The organism is Sphingosinicella rhizophila, from assembly GCF_032378825.1.
Taxonomy (GTDB): Bacteria; Pseudomonadota; Alphaproteobacteria; order Sphingomonadales; family Sphingomonadaceae; genus Allosphingosinicella; species Allosphingosinicella rhizophila.
In genome coordinates this window covers 305,665-326,939 of sequence record NZ_JAVUPU010000003.1, presented here as the reverse complement: position 1 = coordinate 326,939, position 21,275 = coordinate 305,665, and the positions used below count along the sequence as shown (strand labels likewise).

Annotated in this window: 17 protein-coding genes; 6 read left to right on the top strand and 11 right to left on the bottom strand. The window is 64.2% G+C overall.

Annotation, left to right across the window (positions count from 1 at the left end; genetic code table 11):
• The first annotated feature begins 99 nt into the window (after positions 1 to 99).
• Together RQX22_RS07590 and RQX22_RS07585 are read left to right on the top strand one after the other, a co-directional pair.
• A complete protein-coding gene (locus tag RQX22_RS07590; RefSeq protein ID WP_315725169.1) occupies positions 100 to 1,050 on the top strand; it encodes an XdhC family protein in 951 nt (316 codons plus the stop codon).
• Complete coding sequence (locus RQX22_RS07585) at positions 1,047 to 1,649, top strand: nucleotidyltransferase family protein (protein WP_315725166.1); 603 nt, start codon at positions 1,047 to 1,049, stop codon at positions 1,647 to 1,649. The genes RQX22_RS07590 and RQX22_RS07585 overlap by 4 nt, the downstream gene beginning before the upstream one ends.
• On the opposite strand, the gene RQX22_RS07580 is transcribed toward RQX22_RS07585, so the two are convergent.
• The 10 genes from RQX22_RS07580 to moaA all read right to left on the bottom strand — a co-directional run bounded on the left by RQX22_RS07580 (position 1,622) and on the right by moaA (position 15,216).
• Positions 1,622 to 2,494 carry an SDR family oxidoreductase gene (locus RQX22_RS07580; protein WP_315725164.1) on the bottom strand — a complete coding sequence of 291 codons (873 nt, stop codon included), beginning with the start codon at positions 2,492 to 2,494 and terminating at the stop codon, positions 1,622 to 1,624. The genes RQX22_RS07585 and RQX22_RS07580 overlap by 28 nt on opposite strands.
• Positions 2,495 to 2,499: 5 nt before the next feature.
• On the bottom strand, positions 2,500 to 4,662 hold the full coding sequence (locus RQX22_RS07575) for a TonB-dependent receptor (protein WP_315725162.1): 2,163 nt from the start codon (positions 4,660 to 4,662) through the stop codon (positions 2,500 to 2,502).
• Between the two features lie 65 nt (positions 4,663 to 4,727).
• Positions 4,728 to 5,738: a Rieske (2Fe-2S) protein gene (locus RQX22_RS07570; protein WP_315725159.1), complete on the bottom strand. Its 1,011-nt coding sequence runs from the start codon at positions 5,736 to 5,738 to the stop codon at positions 4,728 to 4,730.
• A 376-nt stretch (positions 5,739 to 6,114) separates the two neighbouring features.
• The gene (locus RQX22_RS07565) at positions 6,115 to 8,736 is read right to left on the bottom strand and encodes a helix-turn-helix transcriptional regulator (protein WP_315725157.1); all 2,622 of its coding nucleotides are present in this window, start codon (positions 8,734 to 8,736) and stop codon (positions 6,115 to 6,117) included.
• Between the two features lie 39 nt (positions 8,737 to 8,775).
• Positions 8,776 to 9,825 carry a pyridoxal phosphate-dependent aminotransferase gene (locus RQX22_RS07560; protein ID WP_315725155.1) on the bottom strand — a complete coding sequence of 350 codons (1,050 nt, stop codon included), beginning with the start codon at positions 9,823 to 9,825 and terminating at the stop codon, positions 8,776 to 8,778.
• 41 nt (positions 9,826 to 9,866) lie between these two features.
• Complete coding sequence (locus RQX22_RS07555) at positions 9,867 to 10,304, bottom strand: nuclear transport factor 2 family protein (RefSeq protein ID WP_315725153.1); 438 nt, start codon at positions 10,302 to 10,304, stop codon at positions 9,867 to 9,869.
• Between the two features lie 2 nt (positions 10,305 to 10,306).
• Positions 10,307 to 12,676 carry a xanthine dehydrogenase family protein molybdopterin-binding subunit gene (locus tag RQX22_RS07550; RefSeq protein WP_315725151.1) on the bottom strand — a complete coding sequence of 790 codons (2,370 nt, stop codon included), beginning with the start codon at positions 12,674 to 12,676 and terminating at the stop codon, positions 10,307 to 10,309.
• The gene (locus RQX22_RS07545; protein ID WP_315725149.1) at positions 12,673 to 13,149 is read right to left on the bottom strand and encodes a (2Fe-2S)-binding protein; all 477 of its coding nucleotides are present in this window, start codon (positions 13,147 to 13,149) and stop codon (positions 12,673 to 12,675) included. Before RQX22_RS07545 ends, RQX22_RS07550 begins: the two co-directional genes overlap by 4 nt.
• Positions 13,146 to 13,928 carry an FAD binding domain-containing protein gene (locus tag RQX22_RS07540; RefSeq protein ID WP_315725147.1) on the bottom strand — a complete coding sequence of 261 codons (783 nt, stop codon included), beginning with the start codon at positions 13,926 to 13,928 and terminating at the stop codon, positions 13,146 to 13,148. Before RQX22_RS07540 ends, RQX22_RS07545 begins: the two co-directional genes overlap by 4 nt.
• Positions 13,929 to 14,220: 292 nt before the next feature.
• A complete protein-coding gene (gene moaA, locus RQX22_RS07535; protein WP_315725146.1) occupies positions 14,221 to 15,216 on the bottom strand; it encodes a GTP 3',8-cyclase MoaA in 996 nt (331 codons plus the stop codon).
• A 126-nt stretch (positions 15,217 to 15,342) separates the two neighbouring features.
• On the opposite strand from moaA, the gene RQX22_RS07530 reads away from it, so the two are divergent.
• From RQX22_RS07530 to RQX22_RS07515, 4 genes are read left to right on the top strand one after another with little or no spacing between them, the layout of a single operon-like run.
• On the top strand, positions 15,343 to 15,774 hold the full coding sequence (locus RQX22_RS07530) for an NAD(P)H-dependent oxidoreductase subunit E (protein WP_315725144.1): 432 nt from the start codon (positions 15,343 to 15,345) through the stop codon (positions 15,772 to 15,774).
• Entirely contained in the window at positions 15,771 to 17,324 is a 1,554-nt protein-coding gene (locus RQX22_RS07525) for an NADH-ubiquinone oxidoreductase-F iron-sulfur binding region domain-containing protein (RefSeq protein WP_315725142.1), read from the top strand. The genes RQX22_RS07530 and RQX22_RS07525 overlap by 4 nt, the downstream gene beginning before the upstream one ends.
• Positions 17,321 to 20,155, top strand: coding sequence for a formate dehydrogenase subunit alpha (fdhF, locus tag RQX22_RS07520; RefSeq protein WP_315725140.1), 2,835 nt, complete (start codon positions 17,321 to 17,323; stop codon positions 20,153 to 20,155). The genes RQX22_RS07525 and fdhF overlap by 4 nt, the downstream gene beginning before the upstream one ends.
• On the top strand, positions 20,152 to 20,463 hold the full coding sequence (locus RQX22_RS07515) for a formate dehydrogenase subunit delta (protein WP_315725138.1): 312 nt from the start codon (positions 20,152 to 20,154) through the stop codon (positions 20,461 to 20,463). Before fdhF ends, RQX22_RS07515 begins: the two co-directional genes overlap by 4 nt.
• On the opposite strand, the gene fdhD is transcribed toward RQX22_RS07515, so the two are convergent.
• Positions 20,464 to 21,267: a formate dehydrogenase accessory sulfurtransferase FdhD gene (fdhD, locus tag RQX22_RS07510; RefSeq protein WP_315725136.1), complete on the bottom strand. Its 804-nt coding sequence runs from the start codon at positions 21,265 to 21,267 to the stop codon at positions 20,464 to 20,466.
• Positions 21,268 to 21,275 lie beyond the last annotated feature (8 nt).

Sequence of the window (21,275 nt, the reverse complement as noted above, 5' to 3'; positions counted from 1 at the left end):
GCCAAATGACATCGCGACAAGCCATTGCGAACCACTCTTGTTCCGGCAATGCTGAATCCCTCAGGCCGATAGCAACATGCCGGCGGACATGGAGTTTGGATGGACGGCCCAGCCGAAATTTTCTCTTTCCTGACGAGCGGCAGCCGTGCCGGCCGGCGGGGCGCGCTGGTGACCATCACCGGGCTTTCCGGCCCGTCCCCGCGGAGTCTCGGCGCCCATATGGCGGTGCTGGACGATGGGCGGACGGCCGGCACCCTCTCCAGCGGCTGCGTCGAGGCCGCGATCTCGGCCGAGGCGCTGGTTGCCATTGCGGAGAAGCGGAGCCGCCCGCTCAGATTTGGAACCGGATCCCCATTCATCGACGTCAGGCTTCCGTGCGGTGGCGGGATGGACGTGCTGATCAGCGTGGACCCGCCGGGCGACGTGCTTCGCGACGCCGCCGATCTCCTATTCGCTCGATCGCCGGCCGCGCTCAGTATGGATGTCGTGGGAAATTTGTCCGTCGCGGCATCCACCGGAACCGAAGAGACGGGCTGGCGCGAAGATCGATTCACGGTTCGGCACGATCCCAAGCTCAGGATCCTCGTCCTCGGCCAAGGGGCTGAGGCCCTGGCGATGATGGAGTTGGCGAACGCATTTGGCGCGGACGCCGAACTCCATTCCCCCGATCGGACCTTGTTCGGCGCGATCGACGAGAGAGGGTTTCAGTACACGAAACTGCTCTCCATCTCCGAGCCCGCGAAGCTCTCGGCCGACCGATGGACGGCCATCGCATTCCTGTTCCACGACCATGACTGGGAGATCGCCTTGCTTCCGTCAGCGCTTGGGACCTCGTCATTCTGGATCGGGGCCATGGGCAGCGAGCGAACGCACGCCGCGCGCCTGACGGCCCTGTCGGAGCAGGGGATTTCGAAGGCAGGGCTCGCGCGGATCGCCGGGCCGATCGGCCTCATTCCCGCTTCGCGCGATCCGGCGACGCTCGCGCTCTCCGCTTTGGCGGAGATCGTCCAGGAGTTCGGAAGGCTCACCCGGCGTCCGGATTCCAGATGATCGCGCTGGAAAAGACGATCGCCATCCTGCTGTGCGCCGGCCTTTCCCGGCGTTTCGGCGACGAAGACAAACTGGCTGCTTCCTTCGACGAAAAGCCGCTGGTCGCCCATGCGGCGGACATGCTCGCATCATTGCCCTTCCAAGCATTGATCGCCGTGCTGCCGGGCGGGCAGGGCCAGACCCAGCTCCATGCCATGCTCACCGCGCGAGGCTTTCGCATCGCGGAGAATCCACGACCTTCGGACGGCAAGGATTCGTCGATCCGGGCCGGCCTGCAGATGGCGCTGCGATACCGTCCAAAGGCGATGCTCATCGCACTCGGGGACATGCCGTTCGTCACCTCCGACCACGTGGCCCGGCTATCACGCGCCGTCACCCCCGTGGCTGCGGCAATGAGCTTCACCAGCGGCCGTCGCTCACCTCCATTGATCGTACCGGTCGGCATGGCGGAAGCGATCACGTCGCGCGGCGATGTGCCGGTGCGCGACATCGTCACCGCTAAATGTCTTGTCGAAGTCAGTGCCAGCGAGCGCGAGCTCGCGGACCTGGACACGGCACAGGATTTCGCCGCTTATCGTGCGGGCGAACGGGACAGCTGAAATTGTCTTTTGAGGATGCGGTCGACAATGGAATCCGAGAGACGTCTCGGGATCGACCAGTTGACCAGGCGGTTGCGTACCAGAGCGTAACGCGGCCTCGGCCGCGGCGCCGAGAGGGAGTGCAAGATCAGCCGTGCCGCCTGGTCGGCGCTATGCGCCTTTTCCCCAGCGCGCACGAACGCATCGAGGAATCGCTCGAACAACAGCTCGTAGGGCGTTCCGCGATGCGCGATGCCGACGTCGTGGACCTTACCCCAGATCGGCGTGGCGATCGGCCCCGGCTGGACGACGATCGTCCTGATGCAGAACATCTCCAATTCCCTGCGCATGCAGTCCGAAAGCGCTTCCAGACCATGTTTGGAGGCTGAATAGCCGCTGGTGAAGGGCAGAGCCATGCGGCCACTGACCGAAGAGACATTGACGATCCTGCCCGGCGCCCCGCTTCGCCCCGGGTCCGTGCCAAGCAAAGGCAGCAGCGCCTGGGTTACCCGGAGCGTCCCGACAAGATTGACCTGGATCTGCTCGCTCCAGCTGTCCAGCGGCTGCACCGCGAGAGGGCCGAAGGTCGCGAGCCCGGCATTGTTCACCAATCCATGGAGGCGCTGATTGCCCAGATAGGTCTCCACCGCCCTCGCCGCCGCCGCCACCGCCCCGTCATCGGTGACATCGAGCAGGATCGGGACGAGATTGGGGGGAGCCGATTCGCCAAGCGATTCCAGATCCGCCTCCCGCCGCACCCCGGCGAAGACCAGCATGCCTTCGTCGGCAAGCAGGGTTGCGGTGGCACGTCCGATCCCGCTCGATGCGCCGGTGACGACAACCGAGCGGGACGGGAGAGTCATCATCCGTTCTAAAATTTCGCGCGCGCAATGACGCCGAAACGCCGGCCCGGAGAGCGCATATTATAGTCGCCGAGCGGCGCTCCGCTGAACCTTTGCGCCACCACGTCCACCAGATATTCCTCGTCGAACAGATTTTCGACGAAGGCGGTCACGCCGAAATTGCGATAGTCGAAGCTCAAGCGGGCGTTGACCAGGTGAACGGCGCCGCGCTTGTCGCGATTGTCGACTTCCCAATAGAAATCGCCCCCTCGTCCATTGGCCTCGAGCCTTGGCGTGATCGTGAGATCCGATCCCGCCGGAATCCGGTATTGGACCGCCGCGGCATAAGACCAGTTGGGCACTTGCGGAAGCTCGTTGCCCGTGAAGTCGCCTTCGGCAGGGAGGCCGGCGAAGACATCCGTATCGTAGCGGCGGATGTCGCTATCCAGCAGTCCGCCGGACAAGGAAATGTCGAGGCCGGGAACCGGCCGCGCCGACAGATCGAATTCGACACCGACGATCCTGGATTTGGGGATCGGATTGGTGATGATCTGCGATCCCGTGACCTGATCGAACAAATAGATCTGCCGATCGTCGACATCGGTATAGAAAGCAGCCGCGTTGAACGTCAGCCGGCGATCGAGCCAGCTCGTCTTGATGCCGGCTTCATAGCTAAGATTTTCCTCCGATTTGTAACGGCGCGTGATCCGGTCGCTGGGATTGAAGCCGCCGCTGCGGAAGCCTTTTCCGGCCGACGCATAGAGATTGACCGCGTCGCTCGCGAAGAAAGTGAGCGAGGCCTTGGGCTGGAACGATTTGAAAGTCGCTTCATAGGTGGGCTGGCCCGGCGCGGCCCGGTCCAGCTGCTTGCGCTCGTCGACGTCATAGCGGGCGCCGACCGAGATTTCGAGCTTGGGCAACGGCCGGAACGAAACATTGCCGAAACCCGCATAGGCGAGATTGTCATCCGTCGAGCGGGTGGCGACGAACAGCATCGGGGCCGGGATCGGGAACGGGAACAGGACGCCCCCGGCACCGGGCCGCGCATAAATCTCGCTGTCCAGCGTCGAATCCGTCTTCAGGAGATAGACACCGAACATCCAGTCGACGGGGCCGTCATCAGACGAGGCGCGAAGCTCCTGGCTCCAGGCATCGGACTTGAACCTTTGTTCGCCCGACAGGAAGTCGAACGGCAGGAAATCGAAATCCTCGACCAGCGCGAATTTCGTCCGTGTGTAAGCGGATATCGACGTCAGGGTCGCGAAGGGCGCCCGATATTCCACCTTCACCGAAGCGTCGTAGAGGGTGCGATCCACCTCGCCCAATATGTCGCCCGTAATCGGCAGCAGGTCCGTGCGCTGCGCCCCGGGCGGCACGTAGGAATAGAAAGCCGCGCCGCTTTGATTCTCGCTGCGCGAGCCGCGAATGTCGATCGTCAGATCGTCGCTCGGCCGTGCCAGCAGGCTCAAGCGGATGCTGTTGGAATCCTCGAAATTGACCTTTTGGTCGAGCGTTTCGTTGGTGATGTCGCCATCGAAGGAGCGAAACGATCCGGAAAGGCGGAACAGCAATTTGTCGGCGATTATCGGCCCGCTGATCGCGGCCCGCGCGCCGAAATCGTCGCCCGTGCCATAGCTGCCCTCGATCCTTCCTTCGAACTCGTTGGTGGGTTGGCGGGTGATGATGTTGATCGCGCCGCCAATGGCATTGCGCCCGTAGATCGCGCCCTGCGGCCCCTTCAGGACTTCGATCCGCTCGATGTCGAACAGGTCCTGGGTGAACTGATTGACGTTGCTGAGCTGCACCCCGTCGATAATCACGGCCACCGGCGGCTCGCCATTCCGGACCTGGCCCACACCGCGTATGTTGATGAGCGCGATGCCCGGCTGCTCGGCCGAGGAGATGCTGAGATTGGGAACGTTCAGCGCCACGTCCCTGATATTCTCGATATTGGCGGCCTCGATCGACTCCGCCGAAAAGACGGCGATCGATTCCGGCACATCCTGCAGCCGTTCTTCCCGCTTGCGCGCCGTGACGACGATCTCGCCGCTTTGTTCGGGTACCGACGAGGCCGCTTCGCCAGCCCCTTCATCGGTGGCCGGAACCTGCTCCTGCGCCGCCGCTTGCCCGGCCGTGGCCATCATCAAGGCGGTAATCAGATAGCGGCCGAACCTGTCTGCCCCAGTGCGCATAACCCGTCTCCCCCAAATGCTGTCTATCGTTCAAAGTCTCCGCGAAGGGCGAGAATCCCCCACGTTCAGATGAAATCGGCCGAAGGATGCGCACGTGGATAAGCGCGCATGTAGTCGAAGAATTTCGCCAGCGTCTTGTCGCTGCGGGTCAGGGTTCCTGGACGGAATTTCATCGAAGCCATGACCATCAGGTCTTCGCCGACGACGCTCTTTTCGACCTGTTCGACGAAATCCAGGAACTTCTCGATTTCCTCGGGCGGGCCCATGTCCTTGCGCGCGGCCAGGACCATGTAATTCTGCGCCCGTCCCGGTGCCGGCAATCCCATCGGATTCAGGAAGCCGAACCATTTCCCGCCATAGACCGTCGCCTGATAGTAAAGCGAGGTGCCGTAGATACCGACGACGTTGTCGATCTCGGCGCCGTCCGTATGGATCCCCGAAAAGCTGTAGCGCATCGAATGATCGGTCCATTCGATGTCTTCCGGATCGTCCTGGGTGAAGACGATATTATGCAGGGCCTTGATATGCTGCATGTCCGGCGTGTTCGCGCACTGGACCCACGGGTCGACATGGGTCGGTTCACCGTTGATGATGGTCCGGAAGACCAGCTCCTCCTCCGGAAATGGAAATTCGGGAAGGTCGTAATGGGGATCCTCACCGTTGAAGGCCCAGATGATCCCGTAGCGCTCCTGGCTTACGAATTTGTAGAGCCGCGCCGTCGCGGGCGGTGGATCGCCGACCTTGGTGGCCACGCAGCGCCCGTCGCCGTCATAGGACCAATGATGGAAGGCGCAGCGCAGGTTGTTGCCGATCACGTCGCCCGAACAGAGATCGGCGCCCAAATGGGGGCAGAAGGCGCTGGTCACATTGGCGACCCCATCTTCGCCCCGGAAAACGACGATCCGGCCGTCCAGGAACCCGTAGCCCTTGACTGTCCCTGCCGGCACGTCCGCCGACAGACAGATCGGGAACCAGCTCTTCGTGAACAATCCGTCCTCGCCCTCAAACGGCACATGCCTGCCCTGGTGGCGCTTCACGGGATTGCCGGCGCTCGGTCGATTGAAGGGGACATTCATCTAGGCATTCCTTTGCGAAGCGAGAGAGAGGGGGCTGCCGAAGCGCTCGGCACGAGGGCCGGCGATCCAGGATGGAATTGGCACCGGTTCGTCGTCTGCTGGCGGTCGTCCATGCGCTTTTGCCGTTATCCGCTCCCGATGAGGTTGAAGGGCATCAGATCATCGAAAGGAACTGCTGACAATGAAGGGGCAGGTACCTGGGCGTCCGCCAAACGGATGGTTGCCGTCCAAGGCGGATTTTCTGCTGGCCGATCGGTTAGGTCGCGCCGCCAAAATGCGCCTCTCCGGCAGCCAGATCGCGGAAGGCAGCGGAATCCCGCTCGAACCTGTTTTCCGGAAGAAACTCCGCGGCGAAAGCCGCAAGAGACCATCGTCGTCAGTAGAGCAGGCCTTGCTCGTGGGCGATGGCGAGCGCGCGAACGCGATTATTGGCGCCGAGCTTGCGGTAGATGGCCTGAAGGTGGAATTTGACCGTTGCTTCGCTGACATTGATGCGGCTGGCAATTTCCTTGTTGGGATGGCCTTCGGAAAGGTTGAGGAGAACCTGCTGTTCCTTGCTGCTGAGATAGGTGGCAGCCTCCGAGGTCACCGCCTGGCGTTCGAAGCAGGCCAGCGCCTGCCAGATCCGCTCGAATAGATCCTGCCCGTGCGGCGACAGGTGATTGCGCTGGGCCGACGGCGCCATCAGCGCGCATAAACGCACCATCAATTCGCCTTCCTCGACGTAGGCGCGCAAGGGGGCAGCGTTGCTGGTCGCTTCGAGCACGACCGCAAACAGATCGATGGCCGCCTGCGGACGGCCAGAACGAGACAGGAGAATCGCGCTCAGGATCTGGGCCTTGCGGACGACGCGCATGGCGTTGCGGCTGGTCGCCTCCGTCTGCAGCGCATCAAGCGACGCCGCTGCCCGCTTGAACTGATTGCTGTGGATCAGCAAACGACTGGAGGCGATGCCGAGCGACAAACGCTCTCGCCAATAAGCATCCTCGTCGCCGCCCCCCGCCCCGTTCAGACGAATTCGGCGTAGCATCTTGCTGGCGCGTGACCGATCACCGACGAATGTCCACAATTCCACCTGGAAGATGCGCATGCAGACGGCCAGGCGAGGCAGAGCAAGGCGTGCCGCCGCCTCCTCACCCCGCCGCAGGGCGCTGAACGCGGCATCGATATCGCCGGCGGTGAAGGCCTGGAACGCGGCGGTGCGGTAGCCGCTGAGGAACAGATCGAGCCAACCGTCATTATTCTCGACGACCTGCAATGCGCCGAGCAGATCCTCGTCCGAGCATCTGGATCCCCAGTCGAACTGATATTCGGCGCGCAGCAATTGAACGATGGTCAACAATGTCGGCTCGTCGGAGAAATAGCGCGAGGCGAGCTGCTCGGCCGCATCGAGATGCTCGGCGGTCTCGCGCGGCAGATTCTGCCAGGATCGCACCGAGGCGATGTGAACATGGACGAAGAATTCACCGAAATAGGAGTCCGAACGGGCATAATATTGCTGCGCCGAAGTCGCGGCAGCAGCGGCCGCCGTCAGGTCGCCGACGCCCAGATAGATCCGGCAAAGCATGTTCTGGATCCAACCCTGGCGAATGAGATCCGTCGCCGGCGTCTGATCCGATATGGTCCGCAGCCTCTCTACAAGGTCACCGGGTAGCTGCTGGTCCGAATGGCATAGAAGCATCACTTCCAGCAGGCTGAGATCGGCGGCAGTCGCGCGCGACATCAATCCTGGCACCGTGCCAATCCTGCTTCTCACCTCGCCCAACAGCCGGCGCGCGTCCGTGACCCTTCCTTCCTTCGAGAAAATCAGCGCGCGCGAAATGGCCAGCGAGGGCTCCGCCATGAAACGCTCCGGCATATGGCTGAGCACCGATCGCAGCGCGCCCAGGCCATAGCGCATCCCGAGCGCCGCGGGGCCGATCTCCCGGATCATGTCGCCGCATTCGTCATAATCCTCGGCCAGGCAGGCGTGGAGCATCGCCTGGTCTCCGGCATCATGTTCCAGCATCCACCCTTCGGCGAGATGATGAAGCGTCCGCATGGCCGGGCCATTTTCGGCGCTCAGCAGGCGAAGCAGGGCGCCGCGGACGATCGGATTGATTTCGAACCAGAGGTCGCGGCCGCGCCGGGCATGCAGCAGGCCGTGGCGCCGGGTCAGCGTTTCGATCGCCCCATCGACATTCGTGGCAGGCAGAAGGATCTGGGCAAGCGGCGCACTGAAACGGGCGAGCAAGGACGTGCCGATCAGCAGCCGCCTTTCATCCTCCTCCAGGGGCGCCAATATCTCGGACTCGACAAAGTCGATGATCAAATCGCCAGAGATCGTGCCTACCTGCCCCGCCGACGCGGCCGGATCACCAGCACGAAGACCGTCCCTGATGAATTTCAGCAGGATCGGCCAGCCCTCGGCATGATCGATCAGGGTGAGAAGGTCCACGCCCGGCGGCTCGCCAAGATAGGCGATGGCTTCCATCTTGCTCAGGCGCAGCAGTTCAGGCCCGGCTGTCGCGAGGGCGTCGCGCGAGCGCATGCGCGACAGGAAGGGAAAGTCGGCGACGCGCACCGCCATCACGGCATGCAAAGGTTCGGCGAAGCGAAGCAAATCGCCAAGCATTTGCCTGACGTCAGAGTTGCAGATTTCGTCGAAGCCGTCGACGAACAGCAGATGCTTGCCGCCCTGGTTCAACCTGTCGCCCAGCATTGCAGCCGAGGCGAGGTCGCTTGGGTCGGGAATGTCGAGGACTTGCCCGAGCCGGGCAAGAAAGCGAGCGGGCTCATTGTCGCGGGCGTCGACGGCGAAGAACGAAACGAAGTCGGAGGTTGCGGCCTCGACGTCGTGAAGGGCCTTGAGGGCGGTGCTCTTGCCATAGCCGGCGGGCGCCCGGAGCAGGCTCAGCTTGCGTCGCAGCAGGCCGTCCGCAAACGCGGCGAGACGCGGCGGGCAAGCAGCGCCCGGCATGTCCGAAAGCCCGGGACGCAGAGGCGAGACGACGACCATCAAAGCTCCTCGATGGTGTGCGGATCCAATTTTCGAACCCTAATCCATTCCCGTCCGCGCGAAAGCCCCAATCACCCGCGGTACATCCTTCATGCGACAGACGGTGAGACGGATATGATCGGGGGGCACGCGTCGGGCGATGATCCCTTCGCCCAGCAGGCGCTTCGCGAGAGCCCCATCCGGATCGGCGACCATCAGGAAATTGGCCGACGAAGGCAGCACGTCATGCCCGAGGTCCACGAGGCCGCGATGGAGGGCGGTACGGGCCTCCCTGATCTCCTCGACCGCAGCAGTGAGATGCTCCTGATCCTGCCAGGCGGCGGCGGCGGCGATCTGCGCGAGGTTGGAGACGCCGAACTGCGGACGAACCCGGTGCACGTAATCGGCCAGGCCAGGGTTGCGCGCGATGGCATAGCCGACCCGGAACCCGCCGAGCGCATAGGCCTTGGAAAAGGTCCTCAGTACGAAATAGTCGGCGCCGCTTTCATCCAGTGCGGCAAGCGTGTCGCCTGGATGCTCCATCGCCGCGAACTCGTGATAGGCTTCATCGACGATCAGCAGGCCGGTGCGACCGATCCCCCGGCCAATCGCGACGAGATGCTCGCGCGGCACCGGCGTCCCGGTCGGGTTGTTGGGGTTGCAGAGGAAGACCAGCTTGGCCGGGCGCAAGAGGGCTTGGATGACGGCATCCGCGTCCAGCCGATAATCCGCCCGACGCGGCACATCGATCACCTCTCCGCCCAGCGATCTGCCCAGCATCGCGTAGATCGGGAAGGTCGGCGACGACAGGATGACCCGATCGCCATCCTCGATGGTCGCGCGCGCGATCAGGGCCAGCAGGGCTTCCGAGCCTGTGCCGAAGACGAGCCGGGAAGCCTCTATCCCGAGCCGGCCGGCGATCATCCGGCCCAGTTCCCCGCAATTGCTGTCGGGATAGCGCCAGGCCTCACTCGCGCATCGGGTGACGGCATCGACGACATGCGGGCTCGCGCCGACGGCATTTTCGTTTCCCGCCAGATCGAGAATGTCGGCGCGCCCGCTGGCAAGCCGCGCGTCGTCAAGACTTGGGCCGTGATCGAACGGAGCCAAGGGATCCAGCTCCTTGCGAAAAGGCGATGATCTTGCGGCCGTCACCCCAGATCCTCTGGGAGCGGATTATCGACCGATTCATTGTCCCAGGCCATGGCGGCGATCCGCCAATCGCCTGCGTCTCGGACCAACAGGAAAACGTTCGCGCCGCGTCCGGGTGACCCGTCCGCAATCGCCTCGAAGCCTCCGATCGCGACCGCGATATTGCCGAATATGCGGATCTGCGTCTTCGTCGCCTTTTCGGTGAAGGTCTTCATCGCCCCGTCCGCATGGAGGCCGCTCATGCGTTTGACGAAGCTTGCGATATCGGTGGTCGCCGCGGGGCGGGCAGCCGGGACCAGGACGGCCTCGGCCATGACGGCGGCGCTGAAGCGATCAAAATCCGGCGGGGAGCCTTCCGACCAGCTGATCGCATCGAACATGGTATCGACGATTTCGAGGATTCGCGCTTCGTCGGCGGATCGATCGGGTTGGTTCATGACTATTCCTTCGGCTCTTCAGGGTTGGTCGAAAATCGGGTCAGCAGCTCCGGAGCGATCAGACGCTCCGCGCGGACCGGCACGCGATTGAAAATGTCGGGAGGCGCGTCCGACCCGAGGGCGTCCCGGAGGGCATTGGCGATCGCCGCCGGCGTCGGTATGACCCCGCTCTCGCCCACGCCCTTGGCGCCATTGGGAAAGAAGGGCGAAGGCGTTTCAAGATGAACCAGCTCGATATCCGGTATGTCCAACGCCTGGACCAGCTCATAATCGCGCATGCTGGTCGTCAGCGGACGTCCGTCCGCGTCGTACGGAAACTCCTCGTACAAGGCCGCTCCGATGCCCTGGGCGATGCCGCCAACGACCTGCCCTTCGACCAGGGCCGGGCTGATCTGCCGGCCGCAATCATGGCCGAACAGGATGCGCTGGACGTCGACGACGCCGGTCTCCGGATCGACCTCGAGCCGCACCAGCGCTACGCCATAGGTGATGGCGAGCGATTGCGGATCGAAGGTCGCGCGCTCCTCGATGCCAGGCTCCACGCCGTCGGGCAGATCGTGGGCATGATAAGCGGCGCGGGCGATCGCCGATATCGGCACGCGCTGGCCGGGATCATCCGCGACCTGGACGCCACCCTGCGAAAGGATCAGCGTGTCGGCAGGACGGTTCAGCATATGGGCCGCGATCCGGATCAGTTTCTGCCGGACCTTGCCCGCCGCCAGCATCACCGAGGATCCGCCGACTCCGGTGCCGCGGCTTCCGCCGCTGCCATAGCCGGTATAGGCGCAGGATTGGGTGTCGCCATGAACGATGGTGACGTCCTCGACCGGGACGGTCAGCTCCTCGGCGCAGATCCGAGCGAGGGACGCCTCCACGCCCTGCCCCATAGGCGTCTGGCCGGTGAAGACGACGATGTGGCCGGACGGCTCCATCCGGACATTGGCGACGTCGAAACCACCCGCGTTGATCCCGATCATGCCGCACAATTTGGACGGCCCCATATTGGTCGGTTCCGCATAAGCCGAGAGGCCGACACCGACCTTCCGCCCTTCGGCCCGCGCCTGGGCGGCCGCCTGCCTCTCCCCTGCCCAGTCGAAGCCGGCAAGGGCCAGGTCGAGCATGTCCGCATAGCGGCCGCTGTCCAGCACGAGACCCTGCGGCGCCATGTACGGCATGGCTTTGGGCGGGACGAAATTGCGGCGGCGGATTTCGGCCGGGTCCATCCCCAGCACCCGCGCCGCCTCGTCCAAACCGCGTTCAAGCGCGAAATTGACCTCGGGGACGCCATAACCGCGATAGGCCCCGGTGGGCGTCTTGTTGGTGACCACCACGCGAGCGTCGATGCGAATATTGGGAATGCGATAGAGGCTGCTCATCAGCATCGCTCCTGCCCATGCCGCTCCGACCGAAGTCGCATAGGGTTCCGAACCCTTGTCCTGGAGGATGCCGGCGCAAAGTCCGAGGATCGCACCATCCCGCGCGAGCGCCAGTTCCAGGTCCACCTGCTCGTCCCGACCGTGGACCGATCCGACGAAGGCTTCTTCGCGCCGCTCGATCCACCGCACGGTCGCGCGGAGCCGCAAGGCGAGATGGGCGAGGAGCACTTCCTCGCCATAAGCGCAGGATTTCAAGCCGAAGGCGCCGCCGACGTCGGGCACGACCACGCGAATGGCATGTTCGGGGACGCGCAGGCAGGAAGCGATCGCCTCGCGCACCTGATGAGGCGCCTGGGTAGAGGTCGTGACCGTCACGCCGTCGCGCGAAGGCTCGAATGCGGCGATGACGGCGCGTCCCTCCAGTGACAGCGGGATCAGCCGCGAAGAGATATAGGAACCTTTGACGATCGTTTCCGCGCCCGCGAACGCGGATGCCACGTCGCCAGCCTCCCAATGGCCTTGCGCCACGACATTGTCGGGCCAATCGTCGTAAAGAAGCGGCGCGTCCGGATGCAGCGCCTGTTCCATCGAAACCACCACCGGGCGCGCGGCATAGGCAATCGTCACGAGGGCGGCCGCTTCGCGCGCCGTCTCGATCCTGTCCGCGACCACTACCGCGACCGCTTCGCCGACATGACGCACGCGACCGGCGGCAAGCGCGCGCTTACCCGAGCGGCGCTGCCCCGCCACATCCCAGATGATCGGCGGCGCATCGGAGAAAGGCAGATAATCGGCACCGGTCAGGACCAGCCGCACGCCCGGCACGCGGGATGCGGCGTCGCAGTTAATCGACAGGATGTCGGCATGAGCCTGGGTGCTCCGCACGAACGCGGCATGCAGCATTCCGGCCGTCCCGAGGTCGGCCACATAGCGGCCCTCGCCGTTGGCGAAACGCCAGGCTCGCGGCCGGGCGAGAGCATCGTTGCGGGCGGTCACCGGTCGCCGTCCAGCAGCGTCCGCACGGCCCGGCGGATCGGCAGATAGCCGGTGCATCGGCAGAGCACGGAAGTCAGCCTGTCGTCGACTTCCGCCTGCGCCAGCGGCGCCACGCGATTGGCGCGCATCATCTCCTCGATCACCATCAGGAATCCCGAGGTGCAATAGCCGCACTGAAAGGCGTCGTGCCTATGCAAGGCCGCCTGGGCCGGCGTGGGCGGAGCGCCTGCATCGCGCAGTCCTTCCACCGTCTCGATCGCCGCTCCTTCACATTGCGCTGCAAGCAGCAGGCAGGAACGCGCCGACTTCCCGTCGACGAGGACGGTGCAGGCGCCGCAGACGCCCTCTTCGCAGCCGATATTGGTCCCCGTCAGCAGCAGATCGTCGCGCAGCATGTCGGAGAGGCGGCTGGTCGGCTCGGTTTCCAGTACGACCTGGCGGCCGTTGACGGTGCAGGAAATGGTAACGGTCATGAAGGGTCCTGCGCCTCCGTCAAGTTCGCGAGGGCACGTCGCGCCGCCGCCAGGAGCCACGCGCGCACGGCCGGAGCGGCGCCTGTCTTGCTGATCGAATCGACCAGGGCCTTGCCTGCGATTTGGCCAAAGGACCCCAGCCGGGTGGGAGGAATGCCGCTGCCGCTGACGGTGACCGTCACCTGCCCGCCAGCGTTACTGCGAGCAAAGCCCATGGCCAAGGCGCGGCCGCCGGAGCGCCGCCGCAATATCTCCGCGAAGCCGGCCGCTTCGCCGGGTGACGGACGCCCGATGGCGATCGCCGTCAGCGCAAATCCGGGCGGAATGGCACCTAGCGCCACCGGCCGTCTTGCCTCGCCCTCCGGGCCGAGCAGGATCATGTCCGCATCATAAGCGTGAAGGAAGGTCCATGCCTCGGACGCAGTGTCGAACAAGGCGAGGCTGCCTCCGATCGTGGCCCAGTTCCGGACGGGCAGGTTGGCGGTCTTGGCGAGCGCCAGGGCAAAAGAGGGGAAGATGGGGGCAAGGCGATCCTGTGCCTCGGCGAGCGTGACCATCGCGCCGAGCGTCACCTCCGCATCGCCCTCATGCACATCGGACAGGCCCTCGACGTGGCGAAGATCGATGATGGCACCGACTTTGCCGGGATTCTTCTGCAGCAGCGGAACCAGCGTCTGGCCACCGGCCAGCAGGGCATAATCGCCATGGTGAGCCGCGAGGCCGGCTGCCAGATCGGCGCGTGTGCGGGGCCGCAGATAGAGGGGCTGCAACGAACTCATCCACCCGGCGCCATCACGGTCATGCCGGATCCGGGCCCATGCCGGCCGGAACAGACTGGGTGGGCGAAGGCGGGACCAGGCCTAGCCGTTCGCGAGCGCGGATGCCCCGGCCATCCGGCATCGGGGACGCCTTCGAGCTACTAGCCGCACCTTGTCCTGTCGGCAGGCGGGCCGGGATCGATGAACTGGCTTGTTCCATCGCCACATCTTGACCGCAAGGCCGCCCCGGATGCCACTGCCGGAGCTGACTATCTTTTGGCTAGGTGCGTGCCGGTGAGGGGGAGATTCAGACCTATCCGCCGGTGACGTTCATATGCCGCAACACCGCCGGTTCCGCCCGGGCGATGGCGAAATCGTGCTTTTCCGGCTTTCCGGCAAGCAGGACATCGAGCGCCGCGTCGACGGCTTCGGCGCCGTGAGAGCGGAATATATCCCGAAGCTCGACCTTCTGGTCATGGCCCAGGCAGCCATAGATGGTTCCTGTCGCCGTCACGCGAATGCGGTTGCAGCCGGCGCAGAAATTGTTGCTGAGGGGCGTGATGAAGCCGATCCGCCGGCCGGTTTCCTGCACGTCGAAATAACGGGCGGGACCGCCGCTGCGATGGAGCGAGGGAAGGAGGGTGAAATCCTCGTCCAGGCCCGCTTTCACCCCGTCGAGCGGCAGATAGCGGTCGGCCCTGTCCTCGTCGATCCAACCGAGTGGCATCGTTTCGATGAGGCAGAGATCGAAACCCTGATGCCCGCACCAACGAACCATGGGGGCGAATTCGGCATCATTGACGCCCTTGAGCGCGACCATGTTGATCTTAACCGAAAGACCGGCCGCGCGCGCAGCATCGAGCCCCGCCAGAACCTGGTCGAGGGAGCCGCGACGGGTGACGAAGGCAAACCGATCCGGGTCGAGGCTGTCGAGGCTGACGTTGATGCGCCGAATGCCCGCCGCGCGCAGCGCCTCCGCTTTGTCGCCGAGCTGGGTTCCGTTGGTAGTCAGTGTTATCTCATCGAGGCCGTGCGCCTTGAGTCCGGCAATATCGCCGACAAGCTGGACGATGTTTCGCCGCACCAGCGGCTCGCCACCGGTCAGCCTGATCTTGCGGACGCCGCGCCTCACGAAGATGGCGGCCAGTTCCGCCAGTTCCTCGAGCGTCAGCAGCTCCTTGCGCGGAAGGAACTCCATCTTTTCGGCCATGCAATAGCGGCAGCGCAGGTCACAGCGATCGGTGACCGACAGCCGCACATAGTCGATCCGTCGTCCGAAGCTGTCGACCAGATTTGCCTTGTCGCTCACACGCTCCTGCCTAAGAATGATGCCGCCTTGCGGCAAGAAGGGGTTTCGAGCTGTCGGCACGGCATTGCCGAAACGCGCATCGCTGTCCTAGAAGGCAATACACTGATGTCTCGTGAGATGGAAGAAATGAAAATCGTGGAGTCGGAACAGCTCTCGCACATCATCGAACGCCGCGGGAGCGAGCGACATGAACTGCTGCCCATGCTTCACGACATCCAAAGGGCGTTCGGCCATGTCCCCGCCGCAGCCGTTGGCCTGATCGCCGAGGCGATGAACCTTTCCCGCGCGGACGTGCATGGGGTGGTCAGCTTCTACCATGATTTCCTGACATCGCCCCCGGACAGGCCGATCGTGAAGCTTTGCCGCGCGGAGGCATGCCAGGCCCGCGGCGTCGAGAAGATCGCGCCGATATTCGAGGCGGAAGACAAGGTGAAGACGGTGCCCGTCTATTGCCTCGGCCTCTGCGCGAGCGGCCCGGCGGCGATGTTCGGGGATGAAGTCTTTGCCAGGCTTGACGGCGATGCGGCCCGGCGATTGCTCCGGCTGGCGACGGCATGAGATTCTTCGTACCAGCCGATGCCGCCGCCGTTGCGGTGGGGGCGGACCAGGTGGCGTCGGCACTCGACGAAGCGCTTCGGCGGCGCGGTGTCGAAGCGCGGATCACGCGCAACGGCTCGCGCGGCATGTTCGAGCTCGAGCCGCTGGTCGAATTCCAATCCGACAGGGAAAGGATCGGCTTCGGCCGAGTGCGGCCGGAAGAGGCGGACGGCATTGTCGATGCGATCATCGGCGGCAGCCGGCACGCGTCCGCGCTGGGTGTCGTCGACGCCCTGCCCTTCCTCGCGCGGCAGCAGCGTTTGACCTTCGCCCGCTGCGGGATAACGGACCCGCAATCGCTGGATGATTATCGCGCTCATGGCGGACTGGAAGGGCTCGATCGCGCTTTGGAAATCGGCCAGGCCGCCACTATCGAAGAGGTCGTTTGCTCCGGGCTGCGCGGCCGCGGCGGCGCCGGATTCCCCACCGGCATCAAATGGAAGACGGTCGCCGACAGTGCGGCCGACCAGAAATATATAATCTGCAATGCCGACGAGGGCGACAGCGGCACCTTCGCCGACCGCATGCTGATGGAAGGCGATCCATTCCTCATCATCGAAGGGATGATCATCGCCGGCTACGCGGTCGGCGCCAGCCGCGGCTATATCTACATACGCTCCGAATATCCGCATGCGATAGCAAGCATGCGGCGGGCGATCGAGACGTGCAGAAGGACCGGCCTGCTCGGCGCGCCGATGGGGCCTGCCGCCTTCCGCTTCGAACTGGAGGTCAGGGTCGGCGCGGGCGCCTATGTCTGCGGAGAGGAGACGTCCCTGCTGGAAAGCCTCGAGGGGAAAAGGGGCGAGGTGCGGGCGAAGCCGCCGCTGCCGGCGCATGTTGGACTGTTCGAAAAGCCGACCGTCATCAACAATGTGCTGTCGCTGTCGGCCATAGCCTTCATCCTGTCCGAAGGCGGCGAAGCTTATGCCAATTATGGGATGGGACGATCGCGCGGTACGATGCCGATCCAGCTTGCGGGCAATATCCGCAACGGCGGCCTGTTCGAGACTCCCTTCGGAGTAACGCTCCGCGAATTGGTGGAGGATATTGGCGGCGGCACGCTTTCGGGACGCCCCGTCCGCGCTGTCCAGGTGGGCGGACCGCTCGGCGCCTATTTCCCGCCTTCCCTGTTCGACACGCCGTTCGATTACGAAGCCTTTGCCGATCGCGGAGGCCTGATCGGACATGCCGGCGTGGTCGTGTTCGACGACAGCGTGGACATGGCGAGCATGGCCCGTTTCGCGATGCAATTCTGCGCGGTCGAGAGCTGCGGCAAATGCACGCCGTGCCGGCTCGGTTCCACGCGCGGCATGGAGGTGATGGACGCGATCCTGGCCGGCGTCGAAGTCGATGCCAATGTCGCGCTCCTCAAGGATCTCTGCGAGACGATGAAGTTCGGATCGCTCTGCGCGCTGGGCGGCTTCACCCCTTATCCGGTCATTTCAGCCCTTACCCACTTCCCAGAGGACTTTTACGAGCGCAGGAAGCAGCCCATGGAGGCAAGATCATGACGCTCATCCGCGAAACCGATCATGGAACGCCCGCATCCAGCCAGCCTGAAACGGTGACGGTAACGATCGACGGCCAAGCGCTGGCCGTGCCGACGGGAACCTCGATCATGCGCGCGGCCAGCCTGGGGGGAACGGCGATCCCCAAGCTTTGCGCAACCGATACGCTAAAAGCCTATGGAAGCTGTCGGGTCTGCCTGGTCGAGATAGACGGCCGCGCGGGAACGCCGGCATCCTGCACCACGCCGGTCGCCGACGGCATGATCGTCCGAACCCAGAGCGAACGACTTTCGAAGCTCCGGCGGGGCGTAATGGAGCTTTACGCATCCGACCATCCGATGGAGGCGCTGGCGACGGTCGAAGCACAGACCGAGTTCAGGGAAGTGATGGACGCCGTCGGTCTTGAGGAGATACGTTACAAGCCCCAAGCGACCCACCTCGAATGTCCTCAGGACGTTTCCAACCCCTATTTTGCCTTCGATCCCGCCAAGTGCATCGTCTGCTCCCGCTGCGTTCGCGCCTGCGACGAGATCCAGGGCACCTTCGCCCTCACCCTGAGCGGCCGCGGCTTTCAGGCGCATGTGTCCGCGAGCCAGGACGAATCCTTCCTCCAATCCGAATGCGTATCCTGCGGCGCCTGCGTGCAGGCCTGCCCGACGGGAGCGCTCCAGGAAAAAGCCGTCGCCGAGATCGGCCTGCCGGAGCATAGCGTCGTCACCACCTGCGCCTATTGCGGCGTCGGTTGTGCCTTCAAGGCGGAAATGAAGGGCGAACAGGTGGTCCGGATGGTGCCGTGGAAGGACGGCAAGGCGAACCGCGGCCACAGCTGCGTCAAGGGGCGTTTCGCCTGGGGCTATGCCACGCACAAGGAACGGATCCTGAAGCCGATGATCCGCGGCCGCATCGACGAGCCATGGCGCGAGGTCAGCTGGGCGGAGGCAATCGGCCACAGCGCGGCCGAATTCCGAAGGCTCCAGCAGAAATTCGGGATGCGTTCGATCGGCGGCATCACCTCCTCGCGCTGCACGAACGAGGAGACGTTCCTCGTCCAGAAGCTCGTCCGTGCCGGCTTCGGCAACAACAATGTCGATACCTGCGCCCGCGTCTGCCACTCGCCGACCGGCTATGGACTCAAGACGACGTTCGGGACCTCGGCCGGCACTCAGGATTTCGACAGCGTCGAGCAAAGCGACGTCGTCGTCATCATCGGCGCCAATCCGACGGACGGCCATCCGGTCTTCGCATCGCGGCTGAAACAGCGCCTTCGGCGAGGCGCGAAGCTGATCGTCATCGATCCCAGACGCACCGACATCGTCCGTTCGCCGCACATCGAGGCCGCCTATCATCTGCCGCTGAAGCCCGGCACCAACGTCGCAGTGCTGACCGCCATGGCGCATGTCATCGTTACGGAAAGACTGTTCGACGAGGCGTTCGTACGCGATCGCTGCGATGTGGCCGAATTCGAAGACTGGGCCGAGTTCGTCGCGCTGGAACAGCATTCGCCCGAGGCATCGGAGCAATATAGCGGGGTGCCGGCAGCGCTGGTGCGCGGCGCGGCCCGGCTCTACGCGGCTGCCGGCAATGGCGCCATTTATTACGGCCTCGGCGTCACCGAACATAGCCAGGGAAGCACGACCGTCATGGCGATCGCCAATCTGGCGATGGCCACGGGCAATGTCGGCCGGCCGGGCGTCGGCGTAAACCCGCTGCGTGGCCAGAACAATGTTCAGGGCGCCTGCGACATGGGCTCCTTCCCGCACGAACTTTCCGGCTACCGCCACGTCTCGGACGGGGAAGCGCGGGACATGTTCGAGAAGCTGTGGGGCAAGCCGCTGGACGAGGAGCCGGGCCTGCGCATTCCCAATATGCTGGACGCCGCCGTCGACGGCGTCTTCAAGGGTCTCTACATCCAGGGCGAGGACATTCTCCAGTCGGATCCCAACACCCGCCATGTCGCGGCTGGACTGGAGGCGATGGAATGCGTCGTCGTCCACGACCTGTTTCTGAACGAAACCGCCAATTACGCGCACGTCTTCCTTCCCGGCTCCACCTTCCTGGAAAAGAACGGCACCTTCACCAATGCCGAGCGACGGATCCAGCAGGTACGGCGCGTCATGACGCCCATGAACGGCCTGGAGGATTGGGAGATCACGCAAGCGCTCGCCAATGCTCTCGATCTCGGCTGGACCTATACCCATCCGTCCCAGATCATGGACGAGATCGCAGCCGTGACGCCGAGCTTCACCGGCGTCTCCTACGAAAGGCTGGATGCGCTGGGTTCGATCCAATGGCCCTGCAACGACAAGGCGCCGGCAGGTACGCCGGTCATGCACATGGACCATTTCGTGCGCGGCAAGGGCAAGTTCGTGCGGACCGAATATATCCCGACCGACGAACGGACGGGTCCCCGCTACCCGCTCCTTCTCACCACCGGGAGGATCCTCAGCCAGTATAATGTCGGCGCGCAAACCCGGCGCACGGACAATATCGTGTGGCACGAGGAGGATCTGCTCGAAATCCATCCGCACGATGCCGAGCAAAGAGGCATCAAGGAAGGTGATTGGATCAAGCTTGCCAGCCGGGCAGGCGAGACGACGCTTCGCGCGACGATCACCGAAAGGGTGGCGCCCGGCGTCGTCTACACGACCTTCCACCACCCGCTGACGCAAGCCAATGTGGTGACCACCGAATATTCGGACTGGGCCACGAATTGCCCCGAATATAAGGTGACTGCCGTCCAGGTGAGCCCGTCCAACGGGCCGAGCGACTGGCAGGAGCGCTATGAGGCGCTCTCCGTACGCAGCCGCAGGATCGTGACCGAGGCGGCGGAATGAGCGCCGCCACGCTGGAAAAGCTGGTCTACATGGTCAATCAGATCGGCCGCGAACTCGACAGTCAGCATCCCGGTGATGCGGCACAGGCGACTTACGACCATCTCTGGCATTTCTGGGATCCATGGATGCGATCCCAGATCCTGGATCACCTCGCGGCGGGCGGCTCCGGCCTCAACGAGGTGGCGCGCGCGGCGCTGACGAAGCTTCAGCTTTCGGCTTCAAAGCCGCGCACGGCGACCAAGGCGACCGAGTTCAACAAGGCGCACGATCATGAGAGAGACCGCGATCTCATGTCCGATGCGGGCTGATCAGGCGAACAAAGAATAGGGATCGGAGACGACCAGCATTTCGTCCTGGCGCGCCAGGGCGATCAGCGTCAGTCCCGCCTCCCGGGCTCTCTCGATCGCCAGGCTGGTCGGTGCCGAGACTGTGACCAGAAGGGGGATCCCGGCAAGGGCCGCCTTTTCGACCAGTTCGTAGGAGCAGCGGGACGTAAGCAGGGCAAAACCGGCGGTCGGGTCAATGGCTTCGCGAAGGCAATGGCCGATCAGCTTGTCGAAGGCGTTGTGACGGCCGACATCCTCCCGCGCCGCAACCAAGGCTCCGTCGGTGCCGAACAGCGCGGCCGCGTGAACGGCACCAGTGCTTCGGTTGACGGGCTGGTGATCGCGGATGTTCCGGAGAGCTTCGAACAATGCCGGCCTCGCGACGAAATCGGGGGGTCGCTCCACACGCGGCAGCGGCCGCAGCGCCTGGTCCAGATTCTCGATACCGCAAAGACCGCAGCTCGATTCCCCCGCCCGGTGGCGCACGCGTTGAAGAACCAATTCCTGTCGGTCCGGCGACACCTCGATGTTCAGGAGCAGCCCCCGTTCCTCCTCGAGGATGGTTATGCCCGTCACCTGTTCCGACCGCTCTATGATCCTTTCGGACGCGGCAAAGCCATAGCCGAAATCCTCCAGGTCCAGCGGGCTGGCCATCATCACCGCATAGCCAATGCCGAGAAAGCTTATCGCCACCGGAGTCTCGACCGCCAGTTCGCGCGCCCCCGCGAGAATCGCGTCGGGTGCCAGGCGCCTGACCTGGAACGAACCCGACGGCTTCAGCCGCATGGCCGAAC

Coding starts and splice junctions, on each gene's coding strand:
- RQX22_RS07545 (WP_315725149.1), bottom strand. CDS start 13,149: ATGACCGTTACCATTTCCTGCACCGTCAACGGCCGCCAGGTCGTACTG.
- RQX22_RS07585 (WP_315725166.1), top strand. CDS start 1,047: ATGATCGCGCTGGAAAAGACGATCGCCATCCTGCTGTGCGCCGGCCTT.
- RQX22_RS07570 (WP_315725159.1), bottom strand. CDS start 5,738: ATGAATGTCCCCTTCAATCGACCGAGCGCCGGCAATCCCGTGAAGCGC.
- RQX22_RS07580 (WP_315725164.1), bottom strand. CDS start 2,494: ATGATGACTCTCCCGTCCCGCTCGGTTGTCGTCACCGGCGCATCGAGC.
- RQX22_RS07540 (WP_315725147.1), bottom strand. CDS start 13,928: ATGAGTTCGTTGCAGCCCCTCTATCTGCGGCCCCGCACACGCGCCGAT.
- RQX22_RS07565 (WP_315725157.1), bottom strand. CDS start 8,736: ATGGTCGTCGTCTCGCCTCTGCGTCCCGGGCTTTCGGACATGCCGGGC.
- RQX22_RS07575 (WP_315725162.1), bottom strand. CDS start 4,662: ATGCGCACTGGGGCAGACAGGTTCGGCCGCTATCTGATTACCGCCTTG.
- RQX22_RS07530 (WP_315725144.1), top strand. CDS start 15,343: ATGAAAATCGTGGAGTCGGAACAGCTCTCGCACATCATCGAACGCCGC.
- RQX22_RS07590 (WP_315725169.1), top strand. CDS start 100: ATGGACGGCCCAGCCGAAATTTTCTCTTTCCTGACGAGCGGCAGCCGT.
- fdhF (WP_315725140.1), top strand. CDS start 17,321: ATGACGCTCATCCGCGAAACCGATCATGGAACGCCCGCATCCAGCCAG.
- RQX22_RS07555 (WP_315725153.1), bottom strand. CDS start 10,304: ATGAACCAACCCGATCGATCCGCCGACGAAGCGCGAATCCTCGAAATC.
- RQX22_RS07515 (WP_315725138.1), top strand. CDS start 20,152: ATGAGCGCCGCCACGCTGGAAAAGCTGGTCTACATGGTCAATCAGATC.
- RQX22_RS07525 (WP_315725142.1), top strand. CDS start 15,771: ATGAGATTCTTCGTACCAGCCGATGCCGCCGCCGTTGCGGTGGGGGCG.
- fdhD (WP_315725136.1), bottom strand. CDS start 21,267: ATGCGGCTGAAGCCGTCGGGTTCGTTCCAGGTCAGGCGCCTGGCACCC.